Origin of the sequence: Natronospirillum sp., assembly GCF_022565775.1 — a bacterium.
Lineage (GTDB): Bacteria > Pseudomonadota > Gammaproteobacteria > Pseudomonadales > Natronospirillaceae > Natronospirillum.
This window is the reverse complement of sequence record NZ_JAIUMC010000022.1, coordinates 1-25,101: the sequence shown is the minus strand read 5'-3', so window position 1 is coordinate 25,101 and position 25,101 is coordinate 1. Positions and strand designations below refer to the sequence as shown.

The 25,101-nt window shown below is 60.4% G+C and carries 19 protein-coding genes; 13 read left to right on the top strand and 6 right to left on the bottom strand.

The genetic code is table 11. From position 1 onward, the window contains the following. Positions 1-4 precede the first annotated feature (4 nt). Positions 5-2,860, bottom strand: a complete 2,856-nt coding sequence (gene polA, locus LAT62_RS06605) for a DNA polymerase I (protein WP_367120536.1) — start codon at positions 2,858-2,860, stop codon at positions 5-7. Between polA and LAT62_RS06600 the strand changes: the two genes are divergently transcribed. Genes LAT62_RS06600 through LAT62_RS06580 form a run of 5 tightly spaced genes read left to right on the top strand, consistent with a single transcriptional unit; the run spans position 2,859 to position 7,767 of the window. Continuing rightward, the gene (locus tag LAT62_RS06600; protein ID WP_293380831.1) at positions 2,859-3,785 is read left to right on the top strand and encodes a phosphotransferase; all 927 of its coding nucleotides are present in this window, start codon (positions 2,859-2,861) and stop codon (positions 3,783-3,785) included. The two genes, polA and LAT62_RS06600, sit on opposite strands and share 2 nt — an antisense overlap. A 30-nt stretch (positions 3,786-3,815) precedes the next feature. Beyond that, a complete protein-coding gene (locus tag LAT62_RS06595) occupies positions 3,816-5,345 on the top strand; it encodes a GGDEF domain-containing protein (RefSeq protein ID WP_293380828.1) in 1,530 nt (509 codons plus the stop codon). Between the two features lie 57 nt (positions 5,346-5,402). Then, positions 5,403-6,776, top strand: coding sequence for a nucleotide 5'-monophosphate nucleosidase PpnN (gene ppnN, locus LAT62_RS06590; RefSeq protein ID WP_293380825.1), 1,374 nt, complete (start codon positions 5,403-5,405; stop codon positions 6,774-6,776). Between the two features lie 9 nt (positions 6,777-6,785). Then, positions 6,786-7,505, top strand: a complete 720-nt coding sequence (rph, locus tag LAT62_RS06585; RefSeq protein ID WP_293380822.1) for a ribonuclease PH — start codon at positions 6,786-6,788, stop codon at positions 7,503-7,505. A gap of 4 nt (positions 7,506-7,509) precedes the next feature. Beyond that, entirely contained in the window at positions 7,510-7,767 is a 258-nt protein-coding gene (locus tag LAT62_RS06580; RefSeq protein WP_293380819.1) for a hypothetical protein, read from the top strand. A gap of 36 nt (positions 7,768-7,803) precedes the next feature. Here the strand turns inward: LAT62_RS06580 and LAT62_RS06575 are convergent, their stop codons facing one another. Further along, positions 7,804-8,943: a GNAT family N-acetyltransferase/peptidase C39 family protein gene (locus LAT62_RS06575; RefSeq protein ID WP_293380816.1), complete on the bottom strand. Its 1,140-nt coding sequence runs from the start codon at positions 8,941-8,943 to the stop codon at positions 7,804-7,806. 64 nt (positions 8,944-9,007) lie between these two features. Here LAT62_RS06575 and LAT62_RS06570 point away from each other — a divergent pair, with 64 nt between their 5' ends. From LAT62_RS06570 to LAT62_RS06535, 8 genes are all read left to right on the top strand, one after another. Continuing rightward, positions 9,008-10,537 (top strand): RimK family protein, encoded by a 1,530-nt coding sequence (locus LAT62_RS06570; RefSeq protein ID WP_293380813.1) that lies wholly within the window; start codon positions 9,008-9,010, stop codon positions 10,535-10,537. Between the two features lie 9 nt (positions 10,538-10,546). Next, positions 10,547-11,380, top strand: a complete 834-nt coding sequence (locus tag LAT62_RS06565) for a fructosamine kinase family protein (RefSeq protein ID WP_293380810.1) — start codon at positions 10,547-10,549, stop codon at positions 11,378-11,380. Positions 11,381-11,591: 211 nt separating this feature from the next. Further along, positions 11,592-13,439 carry an extracellular solute-binding protein gene (locus tag LAT62_RS06560; protein WP_293380807.1) on the top strand — a complete coding sequence of 616 codons (1,848 nt, stop codon included), beginning with the start codon at positions 11,592-11,594 and terminating at the stop codon, positions 13,437-13,439. A 24-nt stretch (positions 13,440-13,463) separates the two neighbouring features. Next, the gene (locus tag LAT62_RS06555) at positions 13,464-14,558 is read left to right on the top strand and encodes a microcin C ABC transporter permease YejB (protein ID WP_293380804.1); all 1,095 of its coding nucleotides are present in this window, start codon (positions 13,464-13,466) and stop codon (positions 14,556-14,558) included. Beyond that, positions 14,558-15,589, top strand: a complete 1,032-nt coding sequence (locus LAT62_RS06550; protein ID WP_293380800.1) for an ABC transporter permease — start codon at positions 14,558-14,560, stop codon at positions 15,587-15,589. Before LAT62_RS06555 ends, LAT62_RS06550 begins: the two co-directional genes overlap by 1 nt. Next, positions 15,589-17,223 (top strand): ABC transporter ATP-binding protein, encoded by a 1,635-nt coding sequence (locus tag LAT62_RS06545; RefSeq protein ID WP_293380797.1) that lies wholly within the window; start codon positions 15,589-15,591, stop codon positions 17,221-17,223. Before LAT62_RS06550 ends, LAT62_RS06545 begins: the two co-directional genes overlap by 1 nt. A 480-nt stretch (positions 17,224-17,703) precedes the next feature. Beyond that, complete coding sequence (gene ileS / locus LAT62_RS06540; protein ID WP_293380794.1) at positions 17,704-20,880, top strand: isoleucine--tRNA ligase; 3,177 nt, start codon at positions 17,704-17,706, stop codon at positions 20,878-20,880. Positions 20,881-20,907: 27 nt separating this feature from the next. Continuing rightward, on the top strand, positions 20,908-21,336 hold the full coding sequence (locus LAT62_RS06535; protein WP_293380791.1) for a secondary thiamine-phosphate synthase enzyme YjbQ: 429 nt from the start codon (positions 20,908-20,910) through the stop codon (positions 21,334-21,336). Here LAT62_RS06535 and gph read toward each other — a convergent pair. The 4 genes from gph to LAT62_RS06515 form a co-directional block, all read right to left on the bottom strand. Continuing rightward, positions 21,307-21,969 (bottom strand): phosphoglycolate phosphatase, encoded by a 663-nt coding sequence (gene gph / locus LAT62_RS06530; protein WP_293380788.1) that lies wholly within the window; start codon positions 21,967-21,969, stop codon positions 21,307-21,309. The two genes, LAT62_RS06535 and gph, sit on opposite strands and share 30 nt — an antisense overlap. Positions 21,970-22,038: 69 nt before the next feature. Continuing rightward, on the bottom strand, positions 22,039-22,836 hold the full coding sequence (locus tag LAT62_RS06525) for a cytochrome c oxidase assembly protein (RefSeq protein WP_293380785.1): 798 nt from the start codon (positions 22,834-22,836) through the stop codon (positions 22,039-22,041). Beyond that, the gene (locus LAT62_RS06520; RefSeq protein ID WP_293380782.1) at positions 22,836-23,180 is read right to left on the bottom strand and encodes a hypothetical protein; all 345 of its coding nucleotides are present in this window, start codon (positions 23,178-23,180) and stop codon (positions 22,836-22,838) included. The genes LAT62_RS06525 and LAT62_RS06520 overlap by 1 nt, the downstream gene beginning before the upstream one ends. A gap of 2 nt (positions 23,181-23,182) precedes the next feature. Further along, positions 23,183-25,101, bottom strand: a 1,919-nt coding sequence (locus LAT62_RS06515; protein WP_293380779.1) for a cbb3-type cytochrome c oxidase subunit I, incomplete at its 5' end; no start/stop codon positions are given.

The following is a 25,101-nucleotide window of genomic DNA, read 5'->3' as shown; positions in this document are numbered from 1 at the left end:
AAGGTCAGTGCGCTTCACCCCAGTCTGCGCCGACACCGATATCCACCACCAGAGGCACCGACAGAGAGGCAGCATGGCGCATGCGGAAGTCGACGCCCTGACGCAGCGCTTCCAGATCTGACTCCGCCACCTCGAACACCAGTTCATCATGCACCTGCATGATCATGCGGGCCGTCAGATCCGTGCTGACCAGCCAGGTCTGCACATCCACCATGGCCTGCTTGATGATGTCGGCTGCCGTACCCTGCATGGGGGCGTTGATGGCGGTGCGCTCAGCGGCACGCCGTTGTTGCTGGCGCGACGATTTGATATCGGGCAGATATAACCGGCGCCCGAACAGGGTTTCCACAAAACCGTCTTCCGCAGCCTGCGCCCGAGTGCGGTCCATATAGGCCTTGACCCCCGGATACCGCTCGAAATAGGTCTCCACATAGGTCTGGGCTTCACCTCTCGAGATGCCCAGGTTGCGCGCCAGACCGAACGCCGACATGCCATAGATCAAACCGAAATTGACTGCTTTCGCTGCCCGGCGCTGCTCACCGCTGACTTCCGACTCGGCGATGCCCATGATTTCGGCCGCCGTGGCGCGGTGGATATCCTTGCCCTCGCGGAAGGCATTGATCAGGTTCGTATCCTGTGACAGGTGCGTCATGATGCGCAGTTCGATCTGCGAATAGTCCGCCGCCATGATGCGGTGACCGGGTGCGGCGACAAAGGCCTTGCGGATCGAGCGCCCTTCTTCCGAGCGGATGGGTATATTCTGCAGGTTGGGTTCGCTTGATGACAGACGGCCCGTTTGTGCCCCGGTCTGGTGGTAGCTGGTATGGACGCGCCCTGTCTCTGGATTGATCAGCGTGGGCAGCGGCTCGGTATAGGTGTTCAGCAGCTTGCGCAGATGGCGATAGCGCAGAATGCAGGCAGGCAGTTCATATTGATGGGACAGTTCGGTCAGCACATCTTCATTGGTGCTGGGCTGTCCGGACGGAGTTTTGGCTACCACCGGCAGGCCCAGTTCGCCGAACAGTACTTCCCCCAGTTGCTTGGGGGAGTCCAGATTGAACGCCCGGCCCGCCGCTTCGTGAGCCTGAGCTTCCAGGGTCTCCAGTTGGGCCCTGAAACCCTGACTCAGATCAGCGAGAAAATCCGCATCTACGCGGGTACCGGTCCATTCCATCTGCTGCAACACCGGCACCAGAGGCGTTTCGATATGCTGATAAACCCGCCATTGGTCGGGGAAGTCCTGCTGCAGTTCGCGCCCCAGGTGCCGGTAAAGCCGACCGGTAAAGTCAGCGCGCTCACAGGCATAGGTGGCCAGCCATTCTCTGGGCACCTCGTCCAGCGGCGTTTGTCGGGTACCAAAGCGACCGGCGATATCGACCAGCGTCTGTGGCTTTTCATGGAGCCAGGTGCGGATCAGGTTATCGAGTCCCAGCGTGTCGAAGTGGCGGTCGAGCTCCGGATCCCGGCGGATCGTAGCGTCGCGCACGAACGCCATTACCAGAACATCATCCTGCAGATGAGAGGGCTCCGGGCAGTGCGGGTGCAGGGCATGCAGCAGTCGTTTCAGGTCATGGGTAACCTTGTGATAGCTGTGTTGTGCAAACAGGGGCAACAGGGGTTCCAGTGCCTGTTCCGGCCAGTCGGGGCTCCGCAGGTCGACAAAGACGGCATTGCCGGCAGCGCTGCTGACGGCCAGCCCCAGCCAGCGGAAGTCACGGTAGTGTCCGGCGTCCAGCGCCGGCCAGAGCGCAAACTGGCTGGCGGTACCCTGCGCCTGCAGCCATTCTGACCAGGCTTTTGGTGTGGTCAGCGTCTGGTAGTCCACCGTGTCCGGGGCGGCCTCTGAGGTCAGCTCTTCACTGGCAATGCTTTTGGGTGCTTCCGGTGCTTCAACCCCCTTGTCGGTCAGCGCCTTCAGCCAGCCGGAAAACTCGAATTCCCGGTAATAGCCCGCCAGTTGGGTTTCATCCGGTTCTCCGCGCTGCAGTTCTTCCAGCCGGACGGACAGGTCCACATCGCATTTGATGGTGGCCAGTTCATACGACAGCCGAGCCAGGTCTTCATGTTCGCGCAGCTTGTCGGGCATGGTCTTGGCGCCACGAAAGCCGAGTTCGGGTATGCTGTCCAGGTTCTGGTACAGCGTGTCCAGCCCGCCGAGCCCCGAGAGCAGCGCCTTTGCGGTCTTGTCGCCAACGCCCGGCACGCCCGGGATATTGTCCGACTTGTCGCCCATCAGCGCGAGGTAGTCGATCATCAGTTCCGGCCCGAAGCCGTATTTCTCGCTCACCGCTTCCCGGTCGAGCACTTCATTGCTCATGGTGTTGATCAGCGTGACATGGTCGGTGACCAGTTGTGCCATGTCCTTGTCGCCGGTGGATACCACACAGGCCCGGCCGGATTCGGAGGCCTGGCGGGCCAGGGTGCCGATCACGTCATCGGCTTCAACGCCTTCGACACACAGTAGCGGCAAGCCCATGGCCTTGATGATCTGATGAATGGGCTCGATCTGCGGGCGCAGCTCGTCCGGCATCGGCGGGCGGTTGGCCTTGTAGTCTTCGTACAGGTCATTGCGAAAGGTCGGCCCCTTGGCATCGAACACCACTGCCACCGGGCTGTCCGGGTACTGGTCGAGCATGGCGCGGACCATGTTGATGACGCCCTTGATGGCTCCGGTCGGGTGGCCCGACTGATTGGTCAGCGGCGGCATCGCATGGAAGGCACGGAACAGATAGGACGACCCATCGATCAGCACGATGGGGGCACTGGCGGTTGTGGTATCGCTCATGTCGCTCTCGATGATGGGATTGTCGAAAATTTCATTTACACTGAGCGCCGAAGTGTAACGCGAAGTAACGCCCATGTCCGTATTCACCCCCATTGATCGGGAAGAACTGCTGCCCTGGTTGCTGGCGCACGGCATTGAAGACCTGAGAGATTTCCGGGGTATCAGTGGTGGCACCATCAATACCAATTACTGGCTGGAAACCACTTCCGGTGACTGGATACTGACGCTGGTTGAAGACCGTCCTGCAGCAGCGGTACAGCCGGTAATGTCGTTGATGCAAAGCCTGTATCAGGCCGGCCTGCCCGTCCCGGGGGTGCGTGTGGACCAGCAGGGTCGACTTGTGGGCATGCTTAAAGACCGCCCGGCCACCCTGGTGCAGGCGCTGCCGGGAGACCATCCGGAGCCGACACAGTCGACCGCTGCCGAGGTGGGACGGTTTCTGGCCCGGCTGCACAGCCAGACGCTGGACCTGGACCCGCTGCCACTCAACTTCGGCCCGGACTGGCAGCGGGAGCAGGCGCAGTACTGGCAGGACAGGCTGGCCCTCGACGATGCGGAACTGGTGCGCCGCACCATCCAGTCGACACGGCTCGTCTGGCAGCGGCGCTGGCCGGAAGCATGGTTGCATGCCGACCTGTTTCCCGACAATGTATTGGCTCTGGACGGACAGTTTACCGCCGTTATCGACTGGTATTTTGCCAGTTGCGGACCGCGGATCTGGGACATTGCCATCGCCCTGAATGCCTGGTGCGGCGGCGCACAACCGGACACTGATCCAGTCGCGGCAGCGCTATTGCATGGCTATGAATCGATCACTGCATTGAGCGCCACTGAGGTGCAGGCGCTGCCGTTGATGCGGCGCAGCGCAGCGCTTCGTTTCTGGCTGTCTCGGCTTGAGTCAGCCCGTAATAGTGATAAAAACGAGACGTTAGAGGCGGTGACAGTGAAACCACCCGTCGAATATCGGAATTTGCTGCTAACATTGGAGCAGAGCCACTGATTACGTCCACTTTCGACAGCGGAACACAGTATGACCAAGGAGCAGGGGTCTTCGGACCGCCTTAATACTTTTCGTCGCGGTATGGTGCGACTCAGCCTGCTGGTGACAGACCAGTCAGCCCGCCTCAACCATCTGATGGATGAATTGCGTCAGGTTCTGCGTCAGCCCGAAGCAACGGACGAAGAAATTGATGACATTGTTGGTCGGGCTGAGCAGACCTACGAGCAGGTGCAGCAGCAGGAGCGGAACCAGCGCCAGACCCTGACCGGCGTGTTACGCTCGCTCAATGAACCATTGCGCGAGCAGGGCGGGCCGCACAGCGAGGCTGCGGCCAGGCTGGACAGTGGTGTGGACCGCAGGCTGGCCGACCTCAATGAAATAACGCGCTACCTGGAAGAATTCGGTGCGCTGCAGGCGCAGGTGTTTGCGCGCTTCCAGCACCTGCAGGAGGCCGAATCAAAACTGGGTCGGGCCACAGCTGAAGTCGCGGCGCCGGAGGCAGACAAGGCAACGGTCGAGCGCATGACGTCTGAACTGTTTGATGCCCTCAGCGGGCTGGCCAATCGCATTCAGTTGCCGGCCGAGAAACAGGAGACCCTGCAGACAATTGTCCACGAACTGAATCGCAGCATTGCCTGGCCCGAGCTGCTGACGGCTATGAACCGATTGATCGAACTGATTGTCGGGGTTTTGAGCGACGAGCAACAGGCGCTTGAACAGTATCTGGAGGACCTGAACAAACGCCTGACCTTTATCCGGGCATCCGTGCAGAAGGCCCAGGATATACGCAAAGCGTTCCGCGACGACGGGGCGCGCCTGGACAGCCGAATTCAGGGCCATGTGGAGACCATTCGCCAGGAGGTGAACAAAGCCACCAGTCTTGATCAGCTCAAGAGCGGCATCCAGGTCGAACTCGATGACATCGTCAACAGCATCGATACCTTTCTCAAGGAGAGTGCCGAGAAAGAGCGCAGCATGGCCACCATGATGAAAGATCTGGTCAATGTCATTACTGAACTGGAAGAGCAGAACCACCGCATCCGAGAGGACTTCGAGCGCACCCGAAAACAGGCCATGACCGATCTGCTGACCGGCCTGCCCAATCGCTCCAGCTACATGCAACGCCTTGACGAGGAATATGCCCGCTTCAAACGCTATGGCACACCCCTTTCGCTCTGTGTACTGGATGTGGATCGCTTCAAGGCGGTCAATGATGAACTGGGCCATACAGCTGGTGACAAGGTGCTTAAAATTCTGGCTCGGCAGCTCAAGCAATTGCTGCGGCAGAATGATTTCATTTCCCGGCATGGCGGTGAGGAATTTGTTATCCTTCTGCCTGAAACCGGGCTCAAGGAGGCTGGGCTGGCGATGGAAAAACTGCGCAGTCTGGTGGAGGAGACACCGTTTCATTTCAGGGGCAAGCCCGTCCCCATTACAGTCTCGATCGGGTGCTCCGAATTCCATGGAGAGGACACGGGCGACCTGGTCTTTGATCGGGCCGACCGAGCCATGTATACAGCCAAAGAAAAGGGGCGCAACCGGGTGGAAGTGGCCAAATAGACACGCCACCAGCGGATTGTGTTACCCGCCGAACATCACCAGCAGGAGTGCACGCGCATGACAGACCGGGTTACGGTCAATGCCACTATTACCCCAAAAGGCAGTCTTGAAACCCTTTCCCAGCGAGAGGTTCAGCAACTCAGAGTTGCCGGGTCCGGCTCCACCTACAGCCTGTTCCGGCAATGTGCCATGGCGATCCTGAATACCGGCTCTGAAACGGACAACGCCAAGGCCATTCTGGAAGCCTATCCGGATTTTGATGTGCACATTCACCAGCAGGACAGAGGCATCCGCCTTGAAGTGTTGAATGCCCCGCCAGCCGCGTTCGTGGATGACGATATGATCGCCAGCACGCGGGAGATGGTGTTCAGCGCTTTGCGTGACATCATCTACACCCAGAGCGAGTTGGAGCACAAGCGGGTCGACTTCGAAACGCAGGAAGGCATTACCGATTATGTCTTCCACCTGCTGCGCAACGCCGGAACCCTGCGTTCCGGTCGTGAGCCGAGGATGGCTGTGTGCTGGGGCGGCCACTCGATCAACAAGGAAGAATACAAATATACCAAGACTGTGGGTCACGAGCTGGGACTGCGCGGCATGGACATCTGCACCGGTTGTGGGCCGGGTGCCATGAAGGGCCCGATGAAGGGCGCCACCATTTCCCATGCCAAGCAGCGCATCCGTGACGGCCGCTATCTGGGTCTGACCGAGCCGGGCATCATTGCCGCAGAGGCGCCCAATCCCATCGTCAACGAACTGGTGATCCTGCCGGACATCGAGAAACGCCTGGAGGCCTTTGTGCGCGTCGGGCATGGCATAATCATATTTCCGGGTGGGGCAGGCACGGCCGAAGAGCTGCTGTATGTGCTGGGTATCCTGATGCATCCGGAAAACCGTGAACTGCCCTTCCCGCTGATTCTCTCCGGGCCGGCCAGTTCTGCACCCTACTTTCAGCAACTTCATGAATTTGTTGGTGCCACTCTGGGTTATGAAGCGCAACAACGGTATAGGATCATTATCGATGATCCGTCCATGGTGGCTCGAGAAATGAAAACAGGTATTGATGAGGTGACCCGTTTTCGCCAGCAGCACAATGACGCCTACTACTTCAACTGGCTGCTGAAGATCGATCATGGTTTCCAGAAACCTTTTGATCCAACGCATGCCAATATGGCGACGCTGGATATTCATCATGGTCTGCCGGTACACGAGCTGGCCGCCAATTTGCGCCGGGCGTTTTCCGGCATTGTGGCGGGCAATGTGAAAGACCAGGGCATCCGCCTGATTGAGCGCGAAGGGCCCTATGAAATATCGGGTGACAACAGCATCATGGAGCCGCTCGACCGTCTGCTGACTGCCTTTGTACAGCAGCACCGAATGAAGTTGCCGGGCACCGGAGATTATGTGCCCTGCTATCGACTAGTATCCTGAGGAGACACTATGAGACCCAGTCGTCGTGCCAATGACGAACTACGCCCGATCAAGATTGAGCGACACTTTACCAAGCATGCCGAGGGCTCCGTGCTGGTCAGCTACGGGGATACCCGGGTGCTGTGCACCGCCTCTGTAGCTGAAGGCGTACCCCCCTTCATGCGCGGGGAGGGGAGGGGCTGGGTTACAGCCGAATACGGCATGCTGCCGCGCGCTACCAACACGCGCAACAACCGTGAGGCGGCGCGTGGCAAGCAGAGTGGCCGCACCATCGAAATCGGCCGGCTGATCGGCCGGGCTCTGCGCAACGCGATTGATCTGGAAGCCTTGGGTGAATATACCATTACCCTGGATTGCGACGTCCTGCAAGCCGATGGGGGCACGCGTACCGCTGCCATTACCGGTGCCTGTGTGGCCCTGGTGGATGGCCTGCGGTCGCTGCAGCGCGACCAGAAACTGCGCTCAGACCCACTTCGACATATGGTGGCAGCAGTCTCCGTAGGCCTGTGGCAGGGTATGCCGGTACTGGATCTCGACTATGCCGAAGACAGTCAGGCCGACACCGACATGAATGTGGTGATGACCAGTGACGGGGGGTTTGTCGAAGTCCAGGGCACAGCCGAAGGCAGTCCGCTCAGTCAGGATGAGCTGTCTGCTCTGCTGCTGCTGGCCGGCAAAGGGATCCGCGAACTGGGCGCCGCCCAGCAGGCGGCGCTGGCAGAGGCCTGACCCCATGACCCAGTATTCTTCCCGTGCACATGTGCGCCCGATGCTGATCCTGCTGGATGTGGTGGCTATTCTGTGTGTGCTGACCGGCGTGCATGAACTGCTCAGGCCGGACTGGCCGATAATTCACGCCAACCTGCAGTTCCCCTACTATGACTGGGTCCTTCTCGGGACCGGGGGACTGCTGTTGCTGGTATCCGCCTTCACGCTGGTGCGAATGTTCAGCGGGAAGGGGGTGGTGTCCGCTGAGGATATTGTGCCCTGACGGGCTATTTCGACAGCTTTGCGACCAATGGAGCCATCAGGGCGCCCGGCTGAGCACCAGCGTGGCGCGCAAGCCCTGACGGCCGAAGCGGGCCATGCGCTCGAACTGGTCCCGCCGCACCGGCAACCAGGCGTTGTCGGTGGCTGATGCTTCGTCTTCGGCACCCACATCCGGATCATGGATGAACAGGCAGTGTTCATCGGCAGCCACGACAATCACCCAATGGGGTGCCTTGCTGCCCTGCATGCGCCAGGTGCTGATCAGTACCAGCGGCAACTCGCCGCGCTCCAGACAGGCGGCCAGATCGGCGGCACTCAATGTACCCTGCTCGATGATCACCCCGGTTTCGGCCAGCTCCGCCTCCAGGTCCGCCTGTACCAGGGCCATGACGGCTTTCTTGTCGGCACCACGCACACTGTCGACAAACAGTGGCCCCTGCTGATTGACCACCAGGCGCACCCCAAACCCGCGGCGCCAGGCCGCCAGTGCCAGCCCATGCGGCCCGCACCCCCCATGTCCGGAGGTCATGAAGATGGTCGTCGCCTCGCGCCACAATCTCAGTTCTTCGGCACGCTCCAGAGCGCGGTTTGGTTGCAACCCACTCATGGCCATCAGCAGGCAGGCGGGGCCGCAGGTAAACTCGGTAGTCTGGGCATAGAAGGGCACCTGGCGGACCGGCGTGATACGCAGAAAGCGAATCCGCTTTTCCAGGCGCAGGGCCGGTGAATGGTCGGCATAGTAGTCATCGACGGCGGCAAACTGACGGTAGCCAAGGCGCTTATAGAAGCGGATGGCAGTCTCGTTGTCGGGCCGTACTTCCAGGCGCATATGGGTGCAGCCATGCGCCATTGCATCGGCCTCCGCCTGATTCATCAGCGTGGCGGCCAGGCCATCCCCGCGCGCTTCGGGCAGCAAGGCCAGCGAATAGATGCGGCTGAGCGCTGTTCCCCTCCGGTATAGAACACAGATATAGCCGTTGATGAGTTTTCGGTCTGCAGAAACCAGTATGGACGCACTGTCGCTGCCGATCAGGCGCCGAAAGCTGCGCCGATTCAGGCGATCACTGTCAAAGCAGACCTGCTCCAGCTGCCAGAGCGCATCAACATCTTCGAGTGTTGCCCGGCGTAACGCTGGCGTATCGGCTGCCGGGTTGCCGGGACTTGACTGCGACTGCATCTGCTAAACTCACTCCAACCCCGGTTTGGGGTGAATCAGGTTTAAGGTCCGGAGGACCCGAATAATGGCCGAGCTTCTGATTGTGGTAGACCGACGCCAGGACTGGAAGTCGTTCTATCCTACTGAAAATGTGATCACCTTTCAGGAATACCTGACTGAGCAACGCGGCGCGCTGCCCAAAGGGACTCGAATCCTGAATCTTTGCCGCGACTATCGGTACCTGAGCAATGGCTACTATTGTTCCCTGCTGGCTGAAGCCCGGGGGCATCGCGTCATGCCAACGGTGCGTACGCTGAATGATCTGGGGCGCAAGGCCATCTACGGGCCCCGGATTCAGGAGCTGGCGCCGGCGCTCAAGTCGTTCTCCGGTCAGGCTGCTCCCGACAATGCCACCCGGGTGGAGATGGCTTTCTGTTTTGGTACGGATGCGGTCCAGGCAGAAAGTGGCCAGTCGCCTTTCAGTTCCCTCGCCCGCCAGTTGTTCGAGCAGTTTGCCTGCCCCATCCTGCGCGTGACGTTTGTGGCCTCGACTGCTTCGGAAAGCAAGCGAACTGCAGCCGGTGACCTGAACTGGACTATCGAGAGTGTCGCCGCCGGTCGCCTGCACAAGCTGACCGACGCCGAGGAGGATCAGTTCGCCCGTGCACTGGATCACTTCAGCCGTCAGGTCTGGCGCAAGCCGCGGGCTCAGCGCTCGTCACGTTTTGATCTTGCCATCCTGGTCAATGAGCAGGAGGCGATGCCGCCGTCCGACGCCAGGGCGCTGAAACGCTTTGTCAAAGCCGGGCGCGGCGTCGGGCTGGATGTCGAGCTGATCAGCAAGGCCGACTATGGCCGACTGGCTGAATTCGATGGTCTGTTCATCCGGGAAACCACAGGTATCGACAACCACACCTATCGTTTTGCCAAGCGGGCCGAGGCGGAAGGTCTGGTGGTGATTGATGATGCGGAGTCCATTCTGCGCTGCACCAACAAGGTGTATCTGGCCGACCTGCTGCAGAAAAACCGGGTACCGGCGCCGGCCACCCGCATCATCAGTCGCGATCGCAAAGCGGAACTGGCGGCAGTCGGCGATGCGCTGGGCTACCCGCTGGTACTGAAAATACCGGATGGCAGCTTCTCGCGCGGCGTGGTCAAGGTCAGCAACATCGACGAGTTGCAGCGCGAGGCCGCAGCCCTGTTCAAGCGCTCGGCGCTGTTGCTGGTGCAGGAGTTCATGTTTACCGACTACGACTGGCGCATCGGAGTGCTGGCCGGTGAGCCGCTCTTTGCCTGCCAGTATTTCATGTCGCAGGGTCACTGGCAGATCTACCAGCATGGGGCGGGGGGTGATGTGGGCTCGGGCGACAGCCGCACCGTCTCGGTTCAGGAAGCGCCCAAAGCGGTGGTGCAGGCTGCAGTGAAGGCGGCCGGGCTGATCGGGCAGAGTCTGTATGGCGTGGATGTGAAACAGAAAGGCAACCAGGCCTTTGTGATCGAGGTCAACGACAACCCGAATGTGGACAGTGGGGTAGAAGATGAGTTTCTCGGCGATGAACTGTATCAGCAGATCATGCGTGAATTTGTGCGGCGCATGGAGCGCCGGGGGCGCTGAGGTGCAGGCATGAGTGCACTGGAGTCACTGGCAGCATCCCTGGAACTGAGTGACCTGCAGCCGGTCGGGGGCGGCTCGATCAATGATGCCTGCAAAGTGCGCCAGGCAGACGGACAGCCTGCTTTTCTGAAGACGCACTGTGACCCACCACCCGGCTTCTTTACTGCTGAGGCGGCTGGTCTTGCCGCCCTGGCCGAAGCTGGCGCACCGGTGCCCGAGGTGCTGTCAGTCGGTGCCGACCATCTGTTGCTCGCGCTGATCGAAACGAGCCGGCCCACTCCTGATGCCGATGCCCGATTGGGCCATATTCTGGCCAGACTGCATCAACACCACGGCCCGGCATTCGGCTTCAAAGAGCACAACTACTGCGGAACGTCACCCCAGACCAACGACCAGCACGCGGATGGCCACGAGTTTTTTGCCACCTGCCGCCTGTTGCCCCAGGGTGCACGGGCCTTTGATGCCGGTCTGTTGGGGCGGGCCGACATGCGCCGACTCGAGCGCCTTTGCCAGGCTCTGCCCGACCTGATACCCCATCAGCCGCCTAGCCTTGTTCATGGTGATCTGTGGTCAGGTAATGTCATCCATGACAGTACCGGCCAGCCGGTGCTGATCGACCCGGCAGTGAGCTGGTGCTGGGCAGAAGCAGATCTGGCGATGACCCGGTTGTTCGGTGGTTTCGGCCCGGCCATGCTGGCCGCCTATCAGGAGCTCTCGGGACTGGAGCCCGGGTTCGAGGATCGCGTGCCGCTGTACAACCTCTATCACCTGCTCAATCATCTGAACCTGTTCGGGGGTGGCTATTCGACCAGTGTCACCAGCGTTCTGCGGCGTTTCGACTGACGGAACCTGTACTGCCTTAACAAACCCTTTGCACTCCTGCAGGCTTGCAAACTGATCGTTTTCGGGCCAACTTGTGTAACGTACATAGAAAACAAAAAAGCGTGTCCAAAGACGCGCACGGGTTGCCCTCCGGAACCCGGGACCTGGCGCCGGCAAAGCGCTGGCCCGGCTCACCGAAGAATCACAACAGGCCCCAACGGAGGATTATTGGATGTCGCCTCTCAACCGCATTGTTTCAGGCTGGATGGCCACCGGCTGTCTGCTTTTCGTGGCTCAGTCACAGGCGCTGGCCGATGACGGCTCAGAGCCCGAGCTGATCAGAACCCATGCCTTCTCCGTTCTCGGAGAGCCCAAATACGGGCCCGACTTCGAGCACTTCGATTACGTAAATCCCGATGCTCCCCAGGGCGGGCGCATCGTCTATTCCGCTATCGGCACCTATGACAACTTCAACCGCTATGCCCAGCGCGGCTTGGCGGCGACCGGCAGCACCCTGTTCTATGATTCGCTGATGACCGCCAGCAGCGACGAGATTCGCACCTACTACCCGCTGGTGGCCGAAGAACTGGAATATGCCAGCGACTATTCGCAGGTGACCTTTTTCCTGAATCCGGACGCCCGGCATCAGGATGGCGAGCCGATTACCGCTCATGATGTGGTGTTTACCTTCAACAAGTTCATGGAGGAAGGCGTGCCCTTCGTGCGCACCCAGTATGCGCCTGTCGATACCGTAGAGGCGCTGGATGATCATACGGTGCGTTACACCTTTCATCCGGATGAGGGCTCACGGGATCAGATCATCCGCCTGTCCAACCTGCCGATTCTGCCCGAACACTTCTGGGCCGAGCGTGACTTTTCCGAGCCGCTGAACGAGCCACCGCTGGGCAGCGGGCCCTATCGGGTGAGCAGTTTCGCCATGGGTCAGTATGTCGAGTACGAGCGGATGGAAGACTACTGGGCACGCGACCTGCCCTCCATGCGCGGCACGATGAATTTCGACCGTATGCGCTACGACTATTACCGCGACACCACAGTGGCGCTGGAGGCGTTCAAGGCGGGCGAATATGACTTCCGACTGGAGAACGTGGCCCGGCAGTGGGCGAATGACTATACCGGCCGCGCGTTTGATCGTGGTGACATCGTCAAGGAAGAGCTGGAGCACGCCATTCCCCAGTCACTGCAGGCCTTCGTGTTCAATATAGAACGTGACCAGTTTCAGGACCGGCGGGTGCGCAAGGCACTGAACTACGCGCTGGATTTCGAATGGATGAACCGCAATCTGTTCTATGACCAGTATCAGCGCTCCTACAGCTACTTCCAGAATACCCCCTACATGGCCGACGGCCTGCCTTCGGACATGGAGCTGGAGATCCTTGAGCCGCTGCGCGACCGGTTGCCCGAGGAAGTCTTTACCCAACCCGCCTGGGAGCCCAATGTCAGTGATGGATCGGGCCGTCTGCGAGCTGAAGTGAGCCAGGCGCTGGCGTTGCTGCAGGAAGCCGGCTGGGAGCTGCGCAATCAGCGGCTGGTCAATAGCGAAACCGGAGAGCGTTTCCGCTTCGAAATGCTGCTGTCCAGTCCGGCCTTTGAGCGTGTGGCGCTCAATATCCAGCGCAACATGGAGCGCATGGGCATCGACATGGAAGTGCGCATCATCGACCCCTCGCAGTTCACCAACCGGCTGCGCGAACGCGACTTTGATCTGATTCTGAATGGTTACGGCACCTATTCCTATCCCAGTGTGGACATGCAGACCGCCTTCCATTCCGACTATTTCGACTCCACCTGGAATACCGCCGGCGTCAACGACCCGGTGATTGACGAACTGATCGAGGGCATAGTGGCGCATCAGGAAGACCCGGACAGGCTGATGGCCTACGGCCACGCCTTCGACCGGGTGGCGCGCTGGAATTTCTATGTCATGCCCAACTGGCACAGCAGCTATTTCCGTATCGCCTATTGGGACAGGTTCGACCGCCCGGACGTGCGTCCGGAATTTGATCTGGGGGTCAGTACCTGGTGGTATGACGAAGACAAGGCATCCCGGCTCAGTCGCTGAGTACACTCAAGGAGCTGATCGCCAATGGGCGTTTATGTAGTCCGCCGACTGCTGCTGGTGATTCCCACCCTGCTGGCCATCATCACCCTGAATTTCTTTATCATTCAGGGGGCCCCGGGGGGGCCTGTGGATCAGGCCATCGCCAACATGATGGGCCAGGGCCAGGCGCTGGACCGGATTACCGGTGCCGGTTCAGAGGTGATGGACACGGGTGGCACGGCGCGCGAGCGCGAGGAAATGTCCGGCACGCGGGCGGGGCGAGGGCTGGACCCGGCCATCATCGCTCAGATCGAAGCTCGTTTCGGCTTTGATCGCCCGCTGCATGAACGCTACTTCATCATGCTGCGCGATTATCTGACGTTCAACTTTGGCGATAGCCTGTTTCGCGGCCGTACGGTGCTGGAGCTGATCGTAGAGCGCCTGCCAGTCTCCATATCCCTTGGCGTCTGGAGCACCCTGATCATCTATCTGGTGTCGATCCCGCTGGGCATCCGCAAGGCGGTCAAGCACCACTCCAAATTCGATGTCTGGACCAGTTGGGTGGTAGTGATCGGCAATGCCATCCCGGGTTTTCTGTTCGCCATCCTGCTGATCATCCTGTTTGCCGGCGGCAACTACTTCAACTGGTTCCCGCTGCGCGGTCTGGTGTCACAGAATTTCGATCAGTTGCTCTGGTATCAGAAAATCCTCGACTACTTCTGGCACCTGACTTTGCCCATTCTGGCCATTGTCATCGGCGGCTTTGCCACCCTGACCATGCTCACCAAGAATTCGTTTCTGGACGAGATCAGCAAGCAGTATGTGATGACGGCGCGTGCCAAGGGCGCCACCGAGAAGCGCATCCTCTACAAGCATGTATTCCGCAATGGCATGCTGATCATCATTGCCGGCTTCCCGGCCGCTTTTATCGGCATGTTCTTCACCGGTGCCCTGCTGATCGAGGTCATTTTCTCGTTGGAGGGACTGGGACTGCTGGGCTTCGAGGCAACCCTGCAGCGCGACTTCACGGTCATGTTCGCGACCCTCTACATGTTCAGCCTGCTGGGGTTGCTGATGGGTATTGTCAGTGATCTGGCCTACACCTGGGTCGATCCGCGGATCGATTTCGAGGCGCGCTGATGGCTTTACTCAAGCTCAATCCGATCAACCATCAGCGCTGGCTGCGCTTTCGCAACAATCGGCGGGCGTTCTGGAGCCTGTGGCTGTTCAGTGCCATCTTCATGCTCAGCCTGTTTGCCGAGTTCATTGCCAATGAACGGCCCATCGTCGCCTATCACGACGGTCTCTGGTATGCCCCGGTGTTTTTTGATTATTCGGAACTGGAGTTTGGCGGTGACTTTGATGTGCGGGCCGACTACACCGACCCGTTCATTCAGGACCTGATCAACGAGAACGGCTGGATGCTCTGGCCACCGGTCCGTTTCAGCTTTCGTACCATCAACTATGATCTGCCGTCACCCGCCCCCGCCCCGCCCAGCGCAGAGAACTGGCTGGGCACTGACGATCAGGGCCGCGATGTGGTGGCGCGACTGCTCTATGGCACCCGCATCTCCATTCTATTCGGTTTTACGCTGACCGTGCTGACGTCGATAGTCGGTATTGCGGTTGGCGCGCTGATGGGCTTTTTCGGCGGCAAGCTGGATCTATTCGGGCAGCGCGTGCTGGAAGTCTGGTCCAGCCTGCCTACCCTGTTCATCCTGATCATCATTTCCAGCATGGTGCAGCCCACCTTCTGGATTCTGATGGGCATCATGCTGTTGTTCGGCTGGATGGGGCTGGTCGGGCTGGTGCGTGCCGAAAGCCTGCGCGCGCGCAACTTCGAGTATGTGCAAGCGGCGCGAGCCATGGGGCTCGGCAACACCGGCATTATCTTTCGCCATGTGCTGCCCAATGCGATGGTCGCCACCATTACCTTCCTGCCCTTTATCCTCGCCGGGTCGGTCACTACGCTGACTGGGCTGGACTTCCTCGGCTTTGGCCTGCCCCCCGGCTCGCCGTCCCTGGGTGAGATGATCAATCAGGGCAAGAACAATGTGCGCGCGCCGTGGATCGGGTTGTCCGTGTTCTTCATGCTGTCACTGATTCTGGTGCTGCTGGTATTTATCGGTGAAGGGGTGCGCGATGCGCTGGACCCGAGGAGGACGCGCTGATGAGCCAGGATCTGATTCGCATCGAAAACCTCAGCGTCGGCTTCGAAGACGACGGCAAGATCAATCAGGTGGTCAATGAAGTCAGTCTGACCATCCCGCAGGGCGAGATCATGGCCCTGGTCGGCGAGAGCGGCTCGGGCAAATCAGTGACGGCCCAGTCCATCCTGCGCCTGCTGCCGGAACCCCCCGTGGTCTACCCCAGCGGGGCCATCTGGTATCAGGGCAAGAATCTTCTCGCCGGTCCGGACAGCGAATTGCGTTTTATCCGCGGGCACAAGGTCAGCATGATCTTCCAGGAGCCGATGACCAGTTTGAACCCGCTGCATACCATCGAAAAGCAACTGGGCGAAGCCATCATGCTGCATGACGGCACCGGGCGGCGCAAAGCCCGCCCGCAGATAATGGAGTGGCTGAACCGTGTGGGTCTGCGCAACCCGGAAAAGCGTCTGACCGCCTTCCCGCACGAACTGAGCGGGGGCGAGCGGCAGCGGGTGATGATCGCCATGGCGCTGATCAACGAGCCCGAGCTGCTGATCGCCGACGAACCCACCACGGCGCTGGATGTGACGATCCAGGCACAGGTGCTGGACCTGATTCAGAAACTGCAGCGCGAACTGGGCATGTCGGTGCTGTTCATCACGCATGATCTGGGCATTGTGCGGCGCATGGCGGAACGGGTCGCCATCATGCAGGGTGGGCACATTGTCGAGACCGGCCTGACCAAAGACATTTTTGCCAACCCGCAGCAGGACTATACACGGATGCTGCTGTCGGCGGCCCCCTCCGGCCAGCCGGAGCCTGTGGCGGCGGCCGCCCTTGAACTGCTGCGGGCCGACAATCTGCGCGTCTGGTTTCCGATCAAGAAGGGCCTGCTGAAGCGGGTGGTGGATCACGTGAAAGCCGTGGATGGCATCGACCTGACCCTGCGCCAGGGTGAGACGCTCGGCATTGTCGGCGAGAGCGGCTCGGGCAAGACCACCCTGGGCCGGGCGCTGCTGCGCCTGGTACCGAGTGAAGGGGAGATTGTCTATCTGGGCCGCGGCGGTGAAATGCTGACCGGCCAATCCGGCCAGGCGGTGCGTCTGAATACGCTGAGCCATCGAGGTATGCGACCCTTGCGCCGTTTCATGCAGATCATCTTTCAGGATCCGTTCGGCAGCCTCAGCCCGCGCATGTCCGTGCAGCAGATTGTGGCCGAAGGGCTGCGCGTGCATGAGCGCCTGTCCGCCGATGAGGTCGAGCAGCATGTGATCGAGGCGCTCAAGGCCGTGCAACTGGACCCCGAAACACGCCACCGCTATCCGCACGAGTTTTCCGGCGGCCAGCGCCAGCGCATTGCCATTGCCCGGGCGCTGATTCTGAACCCGGGCCTGCTGGTACTGGATGAACCCACCTCGGCGCTGGATCGGTCGGTACAGAAGGGCATCATCGAGCTGCTGCGCCGCCTGCAGAAAGAAAAAGGCCTCACCTATCTGTTTGTCAGCCATGACCTGGCCGTGGTGCGGGCGCTCAGCCACCGCATCATGATCATGCAGGAAGGCAAGGTCGTGGAGACCGGGGATACCGAAGCAATCTTCAATGAGCCTCAGGAGGCCTACACCCGCAAGCTGATCGCCGCCATCCCTGCCCTGTAATTTTGCCACTGCCCCCTGTCCCTGTAGGCGGCGGCCCTTGGCCGCGCAGCCGGGACATGATGTCTGGGTAGGTGAGGGGGCCTGGCAGGTAGTCATTTACCGCCTTGAGAGTCGCCTGCCGGGTGCATGCGCTGTGAGACCGTCTCCGCACAGGGATGTGCGGAGTCGAGCTGTCAGGGATGACGTAGTTTGCGTGTCTCACAGGTATGCACCCGAGCGTGGCGACGGTCCGACTGGCTGGAATGGATTACCGACGAACTTCCGCCACTTGACTTTGCGTCGCAAATCACTAACTCTGCAAAGCTATGAGACGTCACGCCGCTTACGCCACCATTATATCCATTATCCAGCACGACAGTGGTGGGTCGGATTAGCGCGTGCTTGTCGCAATAATTTGAAAAACCCGCCACCCGGCGGGTTTTTTTTGTGCCAAAGAAAAGATTCACGGGCTGAATCTGCAGAAATCAGGAGATGGATACCATGGCTGACTCAGCCGGTACTGACAGCAGTACAACCACCGGCAAACCCGACACCGAGGCCGGCAGTTTTTCCTTTGTCGACACCGAACACCAGGTATTGCGGTTCTGGGCAGAGGCGGAGGTGTTCCAAAAGTCTCTGGCCCAGACCCGCAATGGCAAGCCCTATATCTTCTATGATGGCCCGCCGTTCGCCACCGGGTTGCCACACCACGGTCATCTGGTCGGCTCCACCCTCAAGGACGTCATGCCGCGCTACTACACCATGAAGGGCCATTACGTGCAGCGCCGCTTTGGCTGGGATTGTCACGGGCTGCCGATCGAGCACGAGATCGACAAATCGTTGGGCATGTCGGCCCAGGAAGCCGTGACCAAACTCGGCCTGAAGGGCTACAACGACGCCTGCCGCAGCATCGTGCAGCGTTATACCCGGGAATGGGAAAAGACCATTACCCGCATTGGTCGCTGGGTCGACTTCCGCAATGACTACAAGACCATGGAACCCTGGTACATGGAGTCCGTGTGGTGGGTCATGAAGCAGCTGTGGGACAAGGAACTGGTCTACCAGAGCGTCAAGGTCGTGCCGTATTCAACGGCCCTGGGCACCGTGCTGTCCAACTTTGAAGCAGGCACCAACTATCAGAACGTGCAGGACCCCTCCGTCACCGTGCTGTTCAAGCTGCAGGACGAAGACGCGCATATTGCAGCCTGGACCACCACCCCCTGGACCCTGCCCTCCAATCTTGGCCTGTGCGTCAATGCCGATATCGACTATGTGCGCGTCCATGACAGTGAACGCGATCTGCGTTTCTATCTGGCCCGGGCACGACTGGGCGAGGTGGGCAAATCACGCAACCTGGTGGTTGAGGCCGAGCTCAGGGGCAGCGAACTGGTCGGCAGACGCTACGAGCCCCTGTTTCCCTATTTTGCCGCAATGGAGGATGAAGGCGCGTTTCAGGTGCTGGCCGATGCCTACGTCACCACCGACAGTGGCACCGGCGTTGTCCATATGGCCCCCGCCTTTGGTGAGGATGACTTCCGGGTCATGAACACCAACGGCATTGCGGCGCTGGTATGCCCGCTGGATCAGAATGGTCGCTTTACCGATGAGGTCGGCGATTTCGCCGGGCAGTATGTCAAGGACGCCGACAAGGGCATCATCCGCCGACTCAGGGACAGTGGCTCGCTGTACAGCCATGAGGTGATCGAGCACAGCTATCCGTTCTGTCCGCGTTCCGACACGCCGATCATCTACCGCACGATTCCGTCCTGGTATGTGAAGGTCGAGCAGATCAAGCACCGCATTGGCGAACTCAACCAGCAGATCAACTGGGTGCCGGAGCATATCCGTGACGGTCGCATGGGCAACTGGCTCGACAATGCCATCGACTGGAGCGTGTCGCGCAATCGCTACTGGGGCACACCCTTGCCCATCTGGATCAATGATGAAACCGACCACCGTATCTGTATCGGCTCGATTGACGAGCTGGAGCACTATACAGGGGTGCGCGTGGCAGACCTGCACCGGGAGCATGTCGACAACCTGACCTTTCAGCTGGAGGGGGAGCCCGGCACTTACCGCCGGGTCGAAGAAGTGCTGGATTGCTGGTTCGAGTCCGGCTCGATGCCCTATGCCCAGTTGCATTATCCGTTCGAGAATCAGGACCTGTTCAAGGCCGGTTTCCCGGCCGAATACATTGCCGAAGGCCTCGATCAGACGCGCGGCTGGTTCTACACCCTGCTGGTACTGGGCACGGCCCTGTTTGACCAGCCAGCGTTCCGGAATGTCATCGTCAATGGCATCGTGATGGCCGAAGACGGCAAGAAGATGTCCAAGCGTCTGCAGAACTACACGCCGCCTGACTTGCTGATGGAACAATATGGCGCCGACGCGTTGCGCCTGTACCTGATCAATTCCGGTCTGGTCAAAGGCGAGGAGCAGCGCTTTACCGATACCGGCGTCAGGGACATGGTCAGGCGGATCCTGCTGCCCTGGTACAACGCCTTCCGCTTCCTGCAAACCTACGCGGACATTGATGGCTGGCAGTCCAGCAGCAAGGCTGCTGTTTCAGACAATATTACCGATCAGTGGATCCTGTCTCGACTGCAGAGCCTGAAAGCCAATATCGCCCGTGAGATGGCGGCCTACCGGCTCTACAATGTCGTGCCCGAACTGTTCGAGTTCATTGAGGACCTGACCAACTGGTACATCCGCCTGAACCGGTCGCGTTTCTGGGCGGAGGGCATGTCGCCGGACAAAGTGGCAGCTTTTGAAACCCTGTACCGTACCCTGCACGAACTCAATATCAGCATGGCGCCCTTTGCCCCGTTTCTGGCCGAACATGTGTTCCAGCAGCTCAGGGCCTGTGCTGCCGGTGCCGTACCCGAGTCCGTGCACCTGTGCAGCTACCCGGAGGCGGAGGAAGACCTGATCCGGACCAGACTGGAAGCCGCTGTAGCGCGCATGCAGAACATCATTCTGCTGGGTCGCCAGAAGCGCAACCAGGTGAAGATCAAGACCAAGGTGCCGCTGGCACGTCTGACCATCATTCATCAGGATCAATCCATGCTGGATGAGATTGCGCGGTTGGAGGACTACATCAAGGCCGAACTCAATGTGAAGCAGGTGGACTACACGACTGCAGAAGCCGACTATATTGCGTTCCATGCCAAGCCCAACTCGGCAGTGCTGGGCAAACGTCTGGGCAAGGCCTTCAAGAAGTTCAAACCGCTGATCGAAAACCTGAATGCCGAACAGCTCCATCAACTGAGAGACGGTGGCGAACTGCTGCTGGAAGGCGAACGGTTCAGCAATGACGACATTCTACTGTTCCGCGAAGCCAAGGCGGGCACCGAAGCACTGTCCAACCGTTTTATCTCGATCGATATGGACTGCACGCTGAACGATGCCCTGATTGCCGAAGGTCGGGCGCGGGAAGTCGTCAATCGGATCCAGAAAACCCGCAAGGCGTTGGGGCTCAACCTGACGGACCGCATTGAGGTGACATACCAGGCCGATGCCGAGCTCGCTGCTGCAATTACCGAGCACCGGGACCATATTGCCCGTGAAACCTTTTGCAGCGAGTTGCAGGCAACCGATGAAGTGGCTGGCCATGGTGCCGAACACACCTTTGATATCGACAACTTGCACTTTGGCATGACCATTAGGAAACTGAATTAGCCTTCATACCAGCATCCGGAGTTGAGAATGACTTTCTGGCAAACCGAAATCCGCCTGCGCCCCCGGTCGAGAGGCTTTCATCTGATCACCGACGAGATCGAATCGGCGCTGGCGCAGGCTCCGGTGGTGGAAGTCGGGCTGGTGCATCTGCTGCTCAAGCACACCTCGGCCAGCCTGACCGTCAATGAAAACGCCGACCCGTCAGTGCGCAGTGATTTCGAGACCTTTATCAACCGGCTGGCGCCGGATGTGCATCCCGGTGAAGGCTATGAACACACCTACGAAGGCCCGGATGATCTGCCGGCGCACTTCAAGTCCAGCCTGCTGGGCTGCGAACTGACCCTGCCGATCACCGGCGGGCGGATCAATCTTGGCACCTGGCAAGGGGTGTATCTTGGCGAGCACCGCAATCGCGCCGGCAGTCGGTCACTGGTGCTGACGCTGCAGGGCGAATGACACGACGTCCGTGAAGTCGTCGGCCATCAGATCGGGCTGGAAGCGCGTCAGATCCTCGCCCTGATGATAGCCATAGGTCACAGCCACTCTGGGCATGTTCAGTGCCTGAGCCGGTGCCAGGTCATTGATCGAGTCACCCACCATCACAGTCTCCTCGATGGATACCACCAGACGTTCACAGGCCAGCGCCAGGCTTTCCGGATGGGGTTTGGGTTGGTCCACCTGATCGCCGCAGATCACCGTGGCAAAAAAATCGGCCAGGCCCAGATGGTGCAGAATCGGCTGGGTAAAAGGCCAGGGCTTGTTGGTCAGGCAGGCCAGCTGCAGCCCGGCCGCGCGCAGTCGGGTCAGGCCTTCGGTCACGCCGGGATAGAGCTGGCCGTTGAATACTGTTTCGGCATAGGCCGCTTCGAAGTCTACCAGTGCAGCACGCTGGTCCGCTTCGGAGCTGTCTTCCCCGAGTGCGCGCTGCATCAGCACGCGAGGGCCATTGCCCACCCAGCGTCTAACATCCTCCACTGTGCAGGTTCGCCCCTGCCGCGCCTGCAGCACCTGATCAACGGCCTGATGAATGCCGGGAACACTGTCGACCAGGGTGCCGTCCAGATCGAACAGGACTGCTTTCAATGTCATGGATGACGGCTCCTTGCATTATCTGAATGGGTCAGCAGGATAGGGCAAATCAAACCCAATGGGTATGGCTCAGGCGTTTGCCATGCGCCGTGACAGATGCAGCAGCCAGCGTCGGGTCACCCAGCCCGCCGCCAGCAGATAGGGAATGCCGCCCAGCACCCACATGATCAGACCGGCCAGTTGCTGGTCCTGCAGGTCGCGGGCATCGGCATAGAAGGGTTCGCGGGCAAAGGTCATGATGGCGCCGAGAAAACCGGTGTGCATCAGGGTCAGCAGCAGCGCCAGCAGGGCAAAGGGCGTGCGCCGTGCGCTGGTCGACAGCACCGCCCACCAGAACAGAACGGCGGTGAGCAGAAAACTTAGGTGTTCCGCCGCATGCCAAGCGGCGTGATCCAACGCCAGGTCATAGACAACCGGCAGATGCCACAGCCAGATGACGCCCCCATGCAAGTAAGCCATCCACAGCGGATGCCGTGCCAGGTACCCCACCCCCCCTATCAACGACTGCCCAAGACGGCCCGCGCCGCGCACCAGTTGTGCCTGCGGCCGCAGCAATACCCAGGCCGGGGCAATCAGTCCGATCATCAGCATATGCTGCACCATATGGGGGCCGGTCCCCGTGTGCGCCCACTGATCCAGCGGGCCGATCAGGGTCAAAAGACCGCCCGCCAGCGCCAGTTGCACACCGATCATGCGGTACAGGGGGGGAGGGGTAGCCCAGGCACCGCGCCACCAGCACAATGCCACCAGTAAAATAAGCAGAGGGGGGAGCAGGGCCCAGATCTGGCCATCAGCAGCCGGCTCATGGGCGAAAGCGCCGGGGCTGAGCAGCAACAAGCCGACAGCGAGAGCCAGCGGGTACCGCATCAGATACAGGCGGGCAGCACGGCTGCCGGCAGACCGATCATCAGGGTGGCGAGCGCGGCCAGCAGATGGCAGCCAGCGGAGACACGGGTAATCAGTCGGGCGTTACTGCCCTGCTCCGTGTGTGCACTGGCCTGCCAGCAGCGCCATCCCCACCAAGCCAGCAGTGCCGTGGTGACCAGAGTCAGTGCCAGCAGGCCAGCATTCAATGCCGTCCAGGGGCCGGCTTCTGGGGCTGGTGGTGCAAACGCACAAACCACGGACAGGCCGCCGTACAAGGCCACAAACCAGACACTCCAGACCGTGAGGCCCAGCGCCAGTTGCAGGGGGTGTTTCGGATTCAGCATTATCAGCCGCCTCCCCAGGCCATCGGCAGGCCGATGAAGGCCGCCAGGCTCAGCCAGAAGACGCCGCTGGTGTACACCCAGAAGGGCTGCAATACCGCGGCCTCATAGGGCAGACGGGCCGAGACATAGCCGAGCTTGGCCCGCAGCGTTTGCAGGCCGGTAAGCACAGTGGCCAGGCCACTGTGCCAAAACAGATAAATCAGCATGACCGTCAGCACGGCATCATGGGCCAGTTCGGTGGCTGCCAGCGGGGCACTGATCAGCACCCAGAGCACCATGCCGGTAATCAGCGCGCCCAATAGGGTCAGGCCAGCCAGCCAGACGGTCAGTTGCTGATCCTGCCCGGCCCGCAGAGCGCTCACCTGTCGGCGGTAGAGCAGCGTCAGCACCGTCGCCAGCAGAGCGCTGGTGATCAGCGGCAGGGCCGGCAGCGGACTGTCAGCCGGGGCCGACCACTGGGGCGAGGCTGTCCACAGGTAGAACCAGCCGAACAGCAGCGAGGCGTAAAGCGTGCCATTGGCCATCATCGTGACGATCATGCCCCATCGCCCCGGGCCATCGAAGGTTCTGGATTCCAGCAGTGGACTCTGGTTATCGTCATTGTTGGTCTGTTCTGCGTCGGTCAGTGGGGCGGCCTGCGGATGACCACCATTCAGCCAGCTCCAGCGCAGCAGGATCACGGCAGCGACAACACAGGCCGCGGCCGCCAGCGGGTAGAGGCGGATCAGCAGCCCGATACAGACCACGGCCAACGCGCCCGCGGCCAGCAGCGGCAACCAGGTGTTGCCGGGCAGATGACAGCGCTGGGTCACCTTGGCGGTGACCGCATCAGTACCCAGGGTATCGCGCTGATCCTGTTGAATCTCGGCCAGATGGCCCTCGCCTGCGGCCATCTGGTGAACCACGTCTGGCTGATCCCACATCGGATGCCGACTGGTCACCGTGGGCTGGCTGGCAAAATTGTAGGAAGCAGGCGGGGTGGCGGTCGCCCATTCCAGCGTGTCGGCATGCCAGGGATTGTTGGGTGCCCGACGCCCGAAACGGGAATGCAGCAGGAGATCCAGAATGATCATGGCCACACCGGTGGCCATGATGAAGCCGCCAACGGAGGAGAGCAGGTTCAACCAGTCCCAGCCCATCCCGGCTTCGTAGGTGTAGACCCGGCGTGGCATCCCCAGCAGACCGGTCAGGTGCATCAGCAAGAAGGTGGCATTGAAACCGATAAAGGTCAGCCAGAAGCCCCAGTGACCCAGACGTTCGGACGGCATGCGTCCGGTCGCATGGGGCAGCCAGTAGTAGAGCCCGGCGATCAGCGGGAAGAACATGCCACCGACCAGCACATAGTGCATGTGGGCCACCACAAAGTGGGTGTCGTGCACCTGCCAGTTGAAGGGCACCAGCGCCAGCATGACGCCGGTCAGGCCGCCGCAGACGAAGATCACCAGAAAGCCGAAGATCCACAGCATGGGCAGCGTGAAGCGCACCCGCCCCGTCCACAGGGTGGCCAGCCAGGCAAAGACCTGAATCGCCGTCGGTACGGCTACCAGCATGCTGGCCACCGAGAAGAAGGCCTGCGCCAACTGCGGAATGCCGACCGTGAACATGTGATGTACCCAGAGGCCGAAGCTGATGAATCCGGTCACGATGATGGACAGTACCACCCAGCGATAGCCCACCAGAGGCCGCCCGGAGAACACCGGGATCAGTGTCGATACGATGCCGGCCGCGGGAAGGAAGATGATGTACACCTCGGGATGACCGAACAGCCAGAACAGATGCTGCCACAGCAGCGGGTCACCGCCGCCGCCCGGGTCGAAAAACGGCATGCCGACGGCCCGTTCCAGTTCCAGCAGGATGCTGGCCAGAATCAGCGGCGGAAAGCCGAACACGATCATCAGCGCCATGGCCAGGATGTACCAGC